The sequence below is a fragment of the Erwinia rhapontici genome (assembly GCF_020683125.1).
In the GTDB taxonomy this organism is placed as follows: Bacteria; Pseudomonadota; Gammaproteobacteria; order Enterobacterales; family Enterobacteriaceae; genus Erwinia; species Erwinia rhapontici.
The window spans coordinates 3,661,695-3,675,245 of the sequence record NZ_CP085627.1 but is presented as its reverse complement, the minus strand read 5'-3'; the positions used below and the strand labels follow the sequence as shown (position 1 = coordinate 3,675,245).

Here is a 13,551-nt window from a genome sequence, read left to right as displayed (position 1 = left end):
GATCATAATTCCTTTCCCGGTCCGCTTTCGGTGAGCGGTGTAAAATGCAATGACACGCAGGTGCCCCCGTTTGCACCACGCGTAATCGTTAACTCGCCGTTCAGCAGGGCAGCGCGTTCATGCATAATATTCAGGCCGTAATGCCCCTCCGGCTCTTCGATTGTGGCCATACCCACGCCATTATCGCAGATGGTGAGGGTCACTCCTTCTGTGGGATGATTATCGCCGCTGACACAAATTTCCGTCCCATGAGCATGACGTACCGCATTGAGCAGGGCTTCACGTACGATCTGTAAAACATGAATATGTTGCTGTGCCGGAAGCTGGACATCCAACTGGCACACCAGTGTGATGGCGGCCGTGCTTTGTGGGCGCAGCGGGGCGATCACCTGTTCCAGCGCCCGCGCCAGGCTGGCAGGCTCAATGCTCAGACGGAAAGTGGTTAACAACTCACGTAGCTGACGGTTAGCCGTGGATAGCGCCTGCTCAAACTCTTCCACGATAGCCCGTTCGCTTGCTGCATCAGCGTTGAGTGCGCGCTTTAACCTGACCAGTTGAATCCGTAAAAAGGTCAGGGATTGCGCCAGCGAGTCATGCAGTTCACGGGCAATCGCCGCCCGCTCTTGCAGCAGCAGCAGGCTTTGTACCTGCTGCTGGGCCTGCCACAGTTCCAGCCCATGGACCAGCAACGAAGCCACACTGTTCATTAGCGGCGACTCGTTTTGATCGGCCTGCCAGCGCAGTTCTCCGCAGATGGGCTGCTGCGGGTGCCGGCGTAACGGCAGCATTTGCCACTGTCTGTCGGCCAGAATGTGACCGACAGACAGTGAGCCAAACTCGGGCGTAGACAAGGCAATGAAACTGAGCTTTTCATGGTCAGACACCAGCTGCAGCGTCTGCAAAAACGCCTCCTGCCCTTTCACGCTATGACTGAGCTGCTGCGAACAGGCATACAGCAGGCTGAGACGGCGGTTAGCGCGTATTAAATCGGCGGTTTTTTCCTCAACGTTTAATGACATTGCCCGCCATGACTTTTCCAGCTCGCCTGACATCCGGGTAAACGCCCGCGCCAGTACGCCAAGCTCATTGGGCAGGTGGGTACTGAGCGGGGGCAGATGAAAATCGGTCTGTTCAATCGCCTCGCTGGCGCTGACCAATTGCTGCAACGGCCCAACCACGCTCTGTCTTATACGGCGCAGAATGAGATACACCAGCAGCGCGATCGCCACAAATCCCAGCAAACAGGTCAGGGCAGCCAGGCGCATCTTGCGTTCCGCCCAGTGCTGCAACGCCAGCACGAACCGATCGATTTGCGCCACCTGATGGATCACCTGACCCGGGTTCCCGGCCATCTGAGAGGCGGGGTGTTGTGCCGCTATCAGCAATTCCCGATAGCGCTGACGCACGGTAGCAGGCACATAGAAACGATCCAGCGCCGTGAGGGCAGGTGAGTGTAAGGTGCGCTGGTAGTCCGCCATATGCTGCGCATAAAGCGGAGAGTGGGCGGTGACGTCCCAGTTCAGTCGCCAGACCTGCATACGCAGCGACCCCGCCAGATTGACCGCTTCCGCATCGCGCAGGCTGCCGGACAGCATTAATAGCGCCAGGCCGCTTGAGATAACGGAGAGCACGACTATCGCAAACAAGGCGCGGGCGAGGCTGGAGGTCAGTGAGCGTGTGAGGGGCAAAGTAATTATCCTTAATTTAATAAGGGTGATTATAACGTCATGTCATCGTTTACAGAAGGGCTACGCCGGGCGTGTCATGGGCGGTTACATCCCCGGGGTTTTGACATACTCCTTTACGTTTCTTGGCGCGTAAACGCTCTACGTCAACAATGTTTTAATGCCTTTACTGAATGCTCACTCTGCTTTTCATTGAATCGGTAATAATCAATCCCGTCACTACATGATTAATTAACGCATTGAGGAGCATCATGATGAACAAGTCTTTCCCCGCTTTGATTGTGGCGACCTTGCTCGCTGCGACCTCATTTTCAACCCTGGCGGCCACGCAGGTCGATGAAAGCCAGGCGACCAACTTACAAAGCATTGGCACCGTTTCCATTTCAGGCGTCAGAGGCTCGCTGGATGATGCCACTCACCAGTTAGCGAAAAAAGCCGATGCGATGGGTGCCAGCAGTTATCGCGTGATTGGTGTTAATACTCCCGGCGATTCCAGCCAGTGGAGCGGTAACGCCGAGATTTATCGTTAAGACCCGTTTTACCCCAGCCCAGTAATCCCTGTGTAGTCCCCTGTATGTCCCTGTGTAGTTCTTAGTGTTTTCACTGACCGACCGCAAATTGTGGTCGGTTTTTTTATGCGCCATCCGACAAAAATTACAAAAGCTCACGATTTCCAGCGTGGATTTTTTGCGTCAATTAATCAGAACGGTTAGGATGCATCGCCGCGATTTTCCTGCTTGTGTCATGAATAAAACTACAGCAGACAGGCGGATCGACCAGCGATGCATCATGCTACGCAATCGTTTGGTTGGCCTATAAGAATACAGGATGCCCGGGACAGGGTGCCGCATCACATTGTGGACAGGACAACAGGATAGAAAATGAACGCTGAAAAGAAATCTGGCGCTGAAAAACGCGCAGCAAAACGACGTTGGTTAAACTCTCATGATTCTGGCTACCATAAAGCGATGGACAATCGCCACGTTCAGATGATTGCCATCGGTGGTGCGATTGGTACCGGGCTGTTCCTGGGCGCCGGTTCCCGTCTGCAAGCCGCCGGGCCTGCACTGGCCATCGTCTATCTGGTCTGTGGTATATTCTCTTTCTTCATTCTGCGCGCGCTGGGGGAACTGGTATTACACCGCCCATCAAGCGGCAGTTTCGTTTCTTACTCCCGTGAATTCCTCGGTGAAAAAGCCTCTTATGTTGCGGGCTGGATGTATTTCGTCAACTGGGCAATGACCGGTATTGTCGATATCACCGCCGTTGCACTGTATATGCACTACTGGGGCGCATTTGGTGATGTGCCACAGTGGGTGTTTGCCCTCGGTGCGTTAGCCATTGTGGGTACTATGAACATGATCGGCGTGAAGTGGTTTGCCGAGATGGAGTTCTGGTTTGCATTGATTAAAGTGCTGGCGATTGTGATCTTCCTGGTTGTCGGTGTGGTGTTCCTCGGCAGCGGTAAGCCGCTGGATGGTAACGCGACCGGTTTCCACCTGATCAGCGATAACGGCGGCTTCTTCCCGAATGGTCTGATGCCGGCACTGGTATTAGTACAGGGCGTGGTCTTTGCTTTCGCCTCAATTGAACTGGTGGGAACGGCGGCCGGGGAATGTAAAGACCCGAAAACCATGCTGCCAAAAGCGATCAACAGCGTGATCTGGCGTATTGGTTTGTTCTACGTCGGTTCCGTGGTGCTGCTGGTACTGTTGCTGCCGTGGAATGCCTACCAGGCAGGGCAGAGCCCGTTTGTTACCTTCTTCTCTAAGCTGGGTGTGCCTTACGTGGGCAGCATCATGAATATCGTGGTGCTGAGTGCGGCACTGTCCAGTCTGAACTCGGGTCTCTATTCAACAGGGCGTATCTTGCGCTCGATGTCGATGGGCGGATCTGCACCGAAGTTCATGTCTAAAATGAGCGGCCAGCAGGTGCCTTATATGGGTATTCTGGTGACCATCGGTGTTTACATCATTGGTGTTTACCTCAACTACGTGGTCCCTTCACGCGTCTTTGAAATCGTGCTGAACGTGGCGGCGCTGGGTATCCTCTCTTCCTGGGCCTTTATCGTGGTGTGTCAGATGCGTCTGCGCAAAGCGATCAAAGAAGGCAAGGCTGAAGATGTCAGCTTCAAGCTGCCGTGGGCGCCATTTACCTCCTGGTTAACGCTGTTGTTCCTGTTCAGCGTGCTGGTGCTGATGGCGTTCGACTACCCGAACGGCACTTACACTATCGCTGCGATCCCCCTGATTGCCGTGGTGTTGGTCCTTGGCTGGTTTGGCGCGCGTAAGCGTGTTCATGCTCTGGCTCAGGAAGAACAAAACCACTAATCTTAACGGGCGCGGCATGCCACGCCCCTACAATCTCAACGCACTTAGGGGTCAGGCATGCCACGGCCCCACATCTCAACGCACGTAGGGGTCAGGTATACCACGGCCCCACAATCTCAACGCACGTAGGGGTCAGGCATACCACGGCCCCACAATCTCAACGCACTTAGGGGTCAGGCATGCCACGGCCCCACATCTCAACGCACGTAGGGGTCAGGCATACCACGGCCCCACAATCTCAACGCACTTAGGGGTCAGGCATGCCACGGCCCCACAATCTCAACGCACGTAGGGGTCAGGCATGCCACGGCCCCACATCTCAACGCACGTAGGGGTCAGGCATGCCTGACCCGTTTCAGATAGTTTTCCAGGTTATTGCGATCTAAGATAGCAGGCTCCTTAAGCATCACCACGGGGCCTGTATGTCAGCCAAGATCGACGTCATCAAGAATAAAGTTCTGTCCGAGAACTGGTTCGTTCTGCGTAATTTTACCTACGATCTCACCGCCAAAGATGGCACCACCCTGCGTCACAAACGCGAAGTTTACGATCGCGGTAATGGCGCGACCATCCTGTTGTATAACCGCGATAAAAACAGCGTGGTGCTGACGCGTCAGTTTCGTATTGCCACCTGGGTGAATGGCAATCCCAGCGGGATGCTGATTGAGACCTGTGCGGGATTGCTGGACGATGATTCACCAGAAGACTGCATTCGTCGCGAAGCGATTGAAGAAACCGGTTATGTCGTGGGTGACGTGGAAAAGCTGTTCGAGTTGTATATGTCACCGGGCGGCGTCACCGAGATGGTGCATTTCTTTGCCGCTGAGTACAGCGATGCCCGGCGTGAAAACGCGGGTGGCGGGATTGATGACGAAGATATTGATGTGCTGGAAGTCACCTTTCCGGAGGCCTGGGCCATGGTGAAAGATGGCCGCATTAAAGACGGGAAAACCGTTACCCTGTTGCAGCATGCGCTGCTGGTGGGCTGGCTGCATCTTATTTGAATCTGCACGCTCTCCGACAACGGTGACTGTCCGATAAATCCGATTGAGACACTGGCAGGATCTGCGCATGATGAATGCTGTACACGGATTGTCCGTGATGGTGTTTTTTTGCTGGATGACCTAACAGGGACCTCATCGATCAATGTCTTACTGGACGAAATGGTTATGGCTACTCTCGCTCTCTTGTGCGGCTTCTGTGCAGGCGCAGCCGTTACAGAAGACCTTTTCTGACTGGCAGATCACCTGCAATAACCTCAACAGCTGCGAAGTGCGCAGTATTCCGGGAAACAATGGCCTGGCAATGACGCTACAGCGGGATGCGGGCAGCGATGCCCCGGCACAGTTGCGCATGGATTACGGCAACCGTTTCAGCGGCAAGCTGCCCGGCGGCGCATTGCAGGATAACCTGTTGCTGGACGGGCAGCGGTTAAAGCTCGACCTCAAACACTGGGAGGTTGAGCCGCACCATCTGCGCACCACCCACAGCATCTCAATTGATGAATTCCTCGCCCAGGTGATGGATGCAGATACCATTCAACTGCTCTACCGCGCGGATGCGATTATTTCTCTGCATGGCCTGAAAGCCGCGTTATTACTGATGGATGAAGTGCAGGGACGTATTAACAGCACCAGTGCCTGGATCCAGCGCGGTGACCGTGCGGCCAACAACGTCCCTCCTGCCCCGGTATTGCCGCAGGTCAGCGCACCGCCGCATGCACCTCAGGCGTTAACGCAGGAAGAGTCCACCGGGTTGATTGATTTTGCGACCTGGCGGATTAACAACGACAGCTGCTCGCTCAACCCACTGCGGCGCGAAGTCAGCGTTTCACCGCTCAGTGATGAGAAGGCACTGCTGCTGGTCAGTTGTGAAATGGGGGCTTACAACATTATTGACCTGGCGTTTGAAGTCTCGCGCAGTCAGCCTTATGTGTCGAAAAGCATTACCCTGACGCTGCCGTTTTCTCCGCCGGAGCGCACGGATAATCAGCTGGAGCTGGTGAATGCCGATTTTGATGCAGCACGCGGTGAGCTGCTGACCTTCAGTAAAGATCGTGGCCTGGGCGACTGCGGTGTGGCCACGCGCTGGCAGTATAATGGCCGCCAGTTTGTGCTGGCAGAATATGCGCAGGAAAGTACCTGTGATGCCTGGCACAGCAGCGACCAGTGGCCGATGCTGTATGAGAGTCAAAGCGTTCCGCCACAGCAGAACGCCTCGGTGGAGATGCAGCAGGAGTGATGACACAAACGAACTCCCTGTGCGGCCATTACCTGGCACCATATGCTACCAAGTAATAAACGATGAGATGAACGACAACAATGCCCCCCACAATACACGCCACAAAGCGGATATCGTAATCGGTCAGAAAATTTTCAAACCGTGAGGGGCGGCGTTTCGTTCCCTTCATCGTCACTAAAACGTGTAAGTGATAGCAGCCGTCGCGGTGGCTTCATTACGACGGAACACAATCGGGCTGTCGGCGCCGTGGTCACTGAGCCAGGTATAGCCCGCCACCAGCGTGGTGCCCCACTGCGGGGTAAACTGGTGTCCCCATGTCAGACTGTTTTGTACGCCATACAGCCCGCCGGGTGCAGCGTAGTGGCGGTAACCGCTGCGTGAACTCTGCTGCGCATTGACGCCGTAAAACGTATTCATATAGCGACTGTCGCCAAACAGCGCGGCGGACTGAAAGGCGAGGGTATCGCTTTCATTTTGCAGCGGGATCAGCGTCACGGATGTCTGATACTGCACGCCCTGACTGTCGCTCAACGGCAGCGTTGCTTTGCCTTCCACGGAGAGCCACGGCGCAATCGTCCAGCCGACGGCCACCGCCGTATTCAGCGCGGCGTCAATATTTCCCATCCCTTTGAGTTTGTCAGACCCGTCGCGCCATGAGGCATTTTTATCCGAACGCCCCAGGCTGTAGCCCAGCGTATGCTCCAGATACAGCCCCGAGTCGGTCTGCAGGTCGTAGCCCAGCCCTTTTTGCGAGTCGAAAAACACCGCGCCATCGCGAGCCTGTATCACCGGCACAAACTGCCACTGGCGCTGGTCGGAACCGCTGTAACGCGGCGCACTGGTTGCCCCGATACCCAGAGTCAGGCTTTTCGGGTCCGGCTCGGCGGCGCGGGCGATAAGACTGATGTTCATGACGGCAAGACAGCTAATGCACAGGGTAAATTTTCTGGTTATCATCGTCGCTCCTCAGCACCGAATCATCACGGCTCATAAGTGGCCGCACATCTGATACCGAATGATGAACAGGCAGTGTCAATTTACTGCCAGGGTTTTATGAAGAAACAGTCAAGGTGATGTCATGCAGATGAAACGCGTACTGATTATTGAGGATGATGCGGATGCGGCTAACGTGCTGGAAGCCTATTTACGCCGGGAGAATTACCATGTCGCTATCGCCAGCGACGGAGTCACCGGGCTGGATTTGTCGCAGAGCTGGAAGCCGGACCTGATCCTGCTTGATATCATGCTGCCAGGCATGAATGGCACAGAGGTGCTGGCCGCCGTGCGCCGTAAAGGGGATATTCCGGTGATCATGGTCTCCGCGATGGGGGATACGCCGGATAAAATTGGCGCGCTACGCTATGGGGCCGATGACTACGTGGTAAAACCGTATAACCCGGGTGAGGTAGTGGCGCGCGTTCAGGCGGTGCTGCGCCGTACATCAAACCTTACTCCGCGCAAAGAGATCCTGCGCTGGCAGGGGCTGGAGGTTGATGTTGAATCGCTCACCGCCGTTGTCAGAGACGGGGCAGGCAAGGTGACCGGTCTGGAACTCACCCCGACCGAACTCTCATTGCTCACCACACTGATGCAGTCACAGACCTATCCTTTTTCTCGTCAGCTGCTGCTGGAACGCTGTCTTCCCGAGAGCGAAGCGCTGGAGCGCGTGGTCGATACGCATATGTATAACCTGCGTAAAAAGCTGGAAAATGCGGGTATTGCGGATGTCCTGCATAACGTGCGCGGCGTGGGTTACCGGTTCAGACAGCCATGAGCCAGCAAAAAAAACAGAGCCTGTGGCGCTGGATTTGCATGAGGATCCTGGCGCTGGCGATGGGATCCGTTGTCTTAATCGCCTTCTGCATGTGGCTGCGTTTTGTTATCCAGAAATACTGGGTGCTCAACCATATGACGGCCTCTCAACGCGCGGAGCTGACCGTCCTGTTGAAACATCCGGAACGGGATATTGCCCGTTTTCACCAACTGATCGATGCCGGCTGGGGCATCGGTTATTCGATGCCCGACATCGCCTCATCCGACTGGCTGACGCTGGCGACCTTAATTGTGATTGCGCTGCCAGTCATTATTATCTTCGGGCTGCGCGCCGCGCGGCCGCTGTCCGAACAGTTCAGTCGCCTGGCAGCGGCCGCACGATCGGTGGCACGCGGTGAGTTTGGTACGCGGGCAGGGACGGTGGAAAACGCCCCGGCGGAACTCGCGCAGTTCACCCACGATTTTAATCTTATGTCTCAGCAGCTTGAACGTTACGATCGTGAGCTGCGCACCTCCCATGTTGCGATGGCGCACGAGCTGCGTTCGCCGCTGACGGCTGCGATAGGGCGCCTTCAGGGCATGATAGACGGCGTATTTGAGCCGGACCCGGGCCAGCTGAACATGGTGATGAAACAGCTTCAGCACCTGAACCGTCTGACGGATGAGCTGCATCTGTTATCGCTTGCCGATGCCGGACAACTGTCGTTCACCCTCAGTACCTTTGATTTAACCGAACTGCTGCGCGAGCGCGTGATATGGATGAAACCGCAGGCGGAAGCGGCTGGGATGAATATGCCTGTCAGAGCGGCCGCACCTGCGCCTTTTCGCGGAGATCCGTTTCGTCTGGGGCAGGTCTTTACCATTCTGATGGAAAATGCCCTGCGCTATGCGGGCGAAGGCAAGGTGCTGGATATCGATGTTCAGCGCCAGCCAAAGGGCTATTTGATCACCCTCCGCGATCGCGGGCCGGGCGTGGAGGCGGAATTTCTGCCGCTGATGTTCGAACGATTTGCCCGGGCTGACTCGTCGCGGGCACGACACTCAGGCGGCAGTGGGCTGGGTCTGTCGATAGCCCGGGCAATTTGTGAAGCTTGTGGCGGGCAGCTGGTGGCCTCATTACCGGCGGAAGGCGGGCTGATGATCAGCCTGCATTTACCCTTTGCCACGCCGGAGGTGGGAATAAAAATCGCCTGAATTGACGATTTCTTGATAATACGTGCAGCAAATCTGGACAGTCGCGCGATTGAATAAGGCGATTACCGTTCAGGAATAGTGCTATGACCGATACCTTCACCGATTACGCCCGTCAGATACTGCATCATCTCAACCTCCCGGGGCGGTTATCCCTCTTCTGGCTGTGGCTCATGGCACTGCCCGTCGTGTTTCTCCTTGTTGCCTGTGGCGACAATGAGAAAACCGTTGCGCCTCTGGCACGTCCGGTGCGCTATGTGGTGGCACCGGCGTCGCTTTCCGGCAGCGTGCAGTCGCAGACCGGGGAGATCAGGGCTCACGATGAAACGACCCTGGCGTTTCGCCTGGATGGACGCATGTTGTCACGTGCCGTGGATGTGGGGGACAAGGTGAAGGCAGGACAGCTGCTGGCGATGCAGGATAACAGCACGGGCCTGAATCAGCTGGGCAGTGCGCGCGCCGATCTTGCCAGCGCCCAGGCGGCGGAGCGGGTGGCAGCACTGAATGTGCAGCGGATGACCACGCTGACGCGAACCGGGGCTATCGCCCGGGTTCAGCTGGATACGGCGCGTTCAGACTGGCAGGCTGCTTTATCCAAACGACAGAGCAGCGAAGCGGCGCTTAAAAATGCCCAGGACAGCCTGAGCTGGACGCGCCTGACGGCACCCTCGGACGGCATTATCACCGCGGTCAGCGCCCAGCCGGGGCAGGTCGTCAGTGCCGGACAAGCGGTGTTCACCCTCGCTGCGGGCAATGATCGCGATGCGATCTTTGATGTCAGCGATCCGCATGCGCTGACGCCAAACAGCGCACTGCCTGTACAGATCTCACTGCTTGCCGATCCCGCTGTGACAACCCTGGGACATCTGCGTGATGTCAGCCCACAGGCCGACCCGCAAACGCGTACCTGGCGCGTGCGCGTGACGCTGGTGAATCCACCGGAAAGCATGGCGCTGGGGGCCAGTGTGCAGGCAGCGTGGCAGCAGCAGGGGCAACGCAGCATCGCACTGCCAGCGTCAGCATTGACCCGGCTGGGGGATAAGCCCGCCGTTTTCGTGGTGGACAGTACCCACCTCCGCGTGCTGCTACGTCCGGTCACCCTGGGGAACTCTGACGTGAACAGCATTGCGGTAACGGCGGGCATCCTGCCGGGAGAACGGGTGGTGACGGCAGGCGTCAGTAAACTGCGTGACGGTGAAAAAGTGACGCTGCTGGAGGAGGGCCAATGATCCCGCACATTCCGACATCGCGTTTCAATCTCTCCACCTGGGCCTTACAGCATCAGCCGCTGATCGTCTTTTTCATGCTGCTGGTGATGGCGGCCGGTATCTTCAGCTATGAACAACTGCCGCGCAATGAAGACCCGGCGTTTACCATCAAAACCGCCGTGGTATCGGCGTCCTGGCCGGGTGCGGATGTAAAAGATACGGTCAATCTGGTTACGGATACCCTGGAGAAGAAACTTCAGGAAATTCCTTATCTCGATTATGTCGAGAGTGAAACCCGTGCCGGGCAGTCCGTGATTTTTGTTAACCTGCGCGATGATACGCCCCCTGCATCAGTGCCTGAGATCTGGTATCAGGTGCGCAAAAAAGTGCAGGATATAACGCCTTCACTTCCCCAGGGCGTGCAGACGCCCCAGGTGAACGACGAGTTTGATGACACGTTTGGCACGATTTACGGTTTCACCGCGGAAGGCTTCTCCCTGCGCGAACTGCGCGACCGGGTTGAAGACATTCGTCGTAACCTGATGTCGCTGCCGGATATCGGCAAAATCACGCTGACGGGTGTGCAGGAAGAGCAAATGGTGATTGCCTTCTCGCCGCGTAAAATGGCGGGGCTGGGGATTGACCTTCAGCAGGTCACCGAGGCCATCCGCGCGCAGAATGCGGTGGTACCCGCCGGGGAAATACGCAGCGACAGGGAGAATATCGCGCTGAGCGTGACGGGGGCACTGGGGTCTGCGCAGAGTCTGCAGGCTGTCGTGCTGCATATCGGCGATCGTTATATTCCCCTTAGCGCGATAGCCACCGTCACCCGACAGGTGGCAGAGCCGCCCGCTGCTGCCTTTCGGGTCAATGGCCAACCTGCCATCGGTCTGGCGATATCCATGGCGGCTACCGGCAACATGATTCATTTTGGTGAGGCGGTAAACCAGCGTATGGCGGCGATTCAGGCCGGGCTGCCGCACGGCATTGAGATGGTCAGGGTGGCCGACCAGAGCACCGTGGTACAGCAGGCCGTCAGTGGATTTACCCGGGTGCTGACGGAAGCGGTGGTTATCGTGATGGCGGTTTCTTTTCTCTCGCTGGGTATGCGTGCCGGCCTGGTGGTGGCTGCCGCGATCCCGCTGGTGCTGGCGATGACCTTTGTGGGCATGATGCTGGCGGGGATCGGGTTACAGCGCATTTCACTGGGGGCGCTGATTATCGCGCTCGGCCTGCTGGTGGATGATGCGATGATCACCGTGGAAAGCATGGTGTCGCGGCTGGAAGCGGGAGACAGCCGCTGGAAGGCCGCCAGCTACGCGTTTCAAACCACCGCCTTCCCGATGTTGACGGGTACGCTGGTGATGATTGCCGGTTTTATCCCGGTCGGGTTTGCCGCCTCCAGCGCGGGAGAATACTGTTTTTCTCTGTTCGTTGTGGTGACGATCGCGCTGCTCTCTTCCTGGGTCGTGGCTATCCTGTTTTCTCCGCTGATCGGCACCTGGCTGCTGCCCGCCACCCTTAAGTCACATCAGGCCGGGCCGGGTCGGCTGGCGCGCGGGTATCATCGCTTACTGACGCTGGCACTGGGGCACCGGCTGAAAACCGTGGCCGCCGCGCTGACGTTACTGGTGCTGGCTGCCTGGGGAACAACCTTTATGCAGGGAGAGTTTTTTCCGGCGTCCGACCGTCCTGAGCTGCTGGTGAGCCTGACGCTACCCGGCAACGCCTCACAGACAGAAACCGAACGCCAGACCGAGCGGCTTGAGCGTGCGCTGCGCGGCAATCCTCACATCGATCGCCTGTCCAGCTATATCGGCACCGGGGCGATCCGTTTTTATCTGCCGATGGATGTATTACTCGATAATGAAAACACCGCCCAGCTGGTGGTGGTGGCGAAGAGCCTTGAGGATCGTGAAGCGCTGCAACAGCAGTTAGAGAAGATTCTGTCGGAGGGTTTCAGTGATATCGCTACGCGCGTGTCGCCGCTCGAACTGGGGCCGCCAGTCGGCTGGCCGATAAAGTACCGCGTCAGCGGGCCGGACTACCATCAGGTTCAGTCCATTGCCCGGCAACTGGCGGCGATCCTTGGCGACAGTACGCTCACCCGTGAAGTGAATCTGACCGCCGGGGAGCCGGAGCGCGTCATTACTCTGATTATCAATCAGACGGCGGCACGGGCGGCGGGTGTCTCCTCGGAAAGCGTTGCCACGGCACTGAATACCCTCTGGTCAGGCAGCGTGGTGACGACAGTCCGCGACGGTAACCGGCAGGTGGATGTGATGCTGCGGGCCAATGACCGGGAACGTCAGGACCTGACAACGCTCTCCTCCCTGCAACTGACCACCAGCGGCGGCATGAAGGTGCCCTTAAGTCAGGTGGCAACGCTTCGCTGGGGCATCCAGGATCCGGTGATCTGGCGCCATCAGCGTATGCCGTTCATCACCGTGCAGACTGACCTGGCACCGGGCCTGCGTGCGGAGGGGGTATCGCAACAGTTGGCGGCCTCGGTCACGCAACTGCGAGCGTCGTTACCCCCTGATTACCGGATTGACGAAGGCGGCTCGGTGGCTGAATCGGATAAGGGGAACACCTCGGTGTTTGCCGTCTTGCCGGTGACGTTGTTTGTGATGCTGATCCTGCTGATGATTCAGCTACAGCGTTTCTCGCGAATGCTGTTGGCGTTGCTGATGGCACCCTTTGGGCTGATTGGTATTGTGCTGGCGATGTTACCGACCGGCACGCCGATGGGCTTTGTGGCACTGCTCGGCATGATTGCGCTGGCCGGGATGATTATCCGTAATGCGGTGATTCTGATCGGTGAGGTAGACAGTAACCTTGGGCGGGGGATGGAAAAACAGCCGGCGATTATCGCTGCCGCGCAGCATCGATCTCGCCCGATCATGCTGACCGCCTGTGCGGCAATTCTCGGGATGATCCCGATAGCCGAACAGGTATTCTGGGGGCCGATGGCCTATGCCATCATTGGCGGGTTGCTGGTAGCAACGCTGGTGACACTGACGGTACTGCCTGCCTGTCTCAGCCTGGTGATCAAAGACGATGTGGTGCCGAAAGCATAAAAAAAACCGCCTTGCGGCGGTTTTGTCTTTTTGACTGGAAAGG

At 57.1% G+C, this 13,551-nt stretch carries 10 protein-coding genes; 8 read left to right on the top strand and 2 right to left on the bottom strand.

The window, feature by feature from the left end:
* Positions 1-2: 2 nt before the first annotated feature.
* The gene (narQ, locus tag LJN55_RS17030) at positions 3-1,688 is read right to left on the bottom strand and encodes a nitrate/nitrite two-component system sensor histidine kinase NarQ (RefSeq protein WP_227534917.1); all 1,686 of its coding nucleotides are present in this window, start codon (positions 1,686-1,688) and stop codon (positions 3-5) included.
* Between the two features lie 251 nt (positions 1,689-1,939).
* Here narQ and LJN55_RS17025 point away from each other — a divergent pair, with 251 nt between their 5' ends.
* The 4 genes from LJN55_RS17025 (at position 1,940) to LJN55_RS17010 (ending at position 6,256) form a co-directional block, all read left to right on the top strand.
* The gene (locus LJN55_RS17025) at positions 1,940-2,215 is read left to right on the top strand and encodes a YdgH/BhsA/McbA-like domain containing protein (protein WP_133845967.1); all 276 of its coding nucleotides are present in this window, start codon (positions 1,940-1,942) and stop codon (positions 2,213-2,215) included.
* 351 nt (positions 2,216-2,566) lie between these two features.
* Positions 2,567-4,015, top strand: a complete 1,449-nt coding sequence (ansP, locus tag LJN55_RS17020) for an L-asparagine permease (protein WP_133845922.1) — start codon at positions 2,567-2,569, stop codon at positions 4,013-4,015.
* A gap of 422 nt (positions 4,016-4,437) precedes the next feature.
* Positions 4,438-5,019, top strand: a complete 582-nt coding sequence (gene nudK / locus LJN55_RS17015) for a GDP-mannose pyrophosphatase NudK (protein ID WP_159336142.1) — start codon at positions 4,438-4,440, stop codon at positions 5,017-5,019.
* Positions 5,020-5,161: 142 nt separating this feature from the next.
* Entirely contained in the window at positions 5,162-6,256 is a 1,095-nt protein-coding gene (locus LJN55_RS17010) for a DUF1176 domain-containing protein (RefSeq protein WP_227534916.1), read from the top strand.
* Between the two features lie 174 nt (positions 6,257-6,430).
* On the opposite strand, the gene LJN55_RS17005 is transcribed toward LJN55_RS17010, so the two are convergent.
* Complete coding sequence (locus LJN55_RS17005) at positions 6,431-7,213, bottom strand: MipA/OmpV family protein (protein ID WP_227534915.1); 783 nt, start codon at positions 7,211-7,213, stop codon at positions 6,431-6,433.
* 121 nt (positions 7,214-7,334) lie between these two features.
* On the opposite strand from LJN55_RS17005, the gene LJN55_RS17000 reads away from it, so the two are divergent.
* The 4 genes from LJN55_RS17000 (at position 7,335) to LJN55_RS16985 (ending at position 13,508) form a co-directional block, all read left to right on the top strand.
* Positions 7,335-8,030: a response regulator gene (locus LJN55_RS17000; protein WP_133845926.1), complete on the top strand. Its 696-nt coding sequence runs from the start codon at positions 7,335-7,337 to the stop codon at positions 8,028-8,030.
* Positions 8,027-9,223: a sensor histidine kinase gene (locus LJN55_RS16995; RefSeq protein ID WP_227534914.1), complete on the top strand. Its 1,197-nt coding sequence runs from the start codon at positions 8,027-8,029 to the stop codon at positions 9,221-9,223. Before LJN55_RS17000 ends, LJN55_RS16995 begins: the two co-directional genes overlap by 4 nt.
* Before the next feature lie 83 nt (positions 9,224-9,306).
* A complete protein-coding gene (locus LJN55_RS16990; RefSeq protein WP_227534913.1) occupies positions 9,307-10,449 on the top strand; it encodes an efflux RND transporter periplasmic adaptor subunit in 1,143 nt (380 codons plus the stop codon).
* The gene (locus LJN55_RS16985; protein ID WP_227534912.1) at positions 10,446-13,508 is read left to right on the top strand and encodes an efflux RND transporter permease subunit; all 3,063 of its coding nucleotides are present in this window, start codon (positions 10,446-10,448) and stop codon (positions 13,506-13,508) included. Before LJN55_RS16990 ends, LJN55_RS16985 begins: the two co-directional genes overlap by 4 nt.
* Positions 13,509-13,551 lie beyond the last annotated feature (43 nt).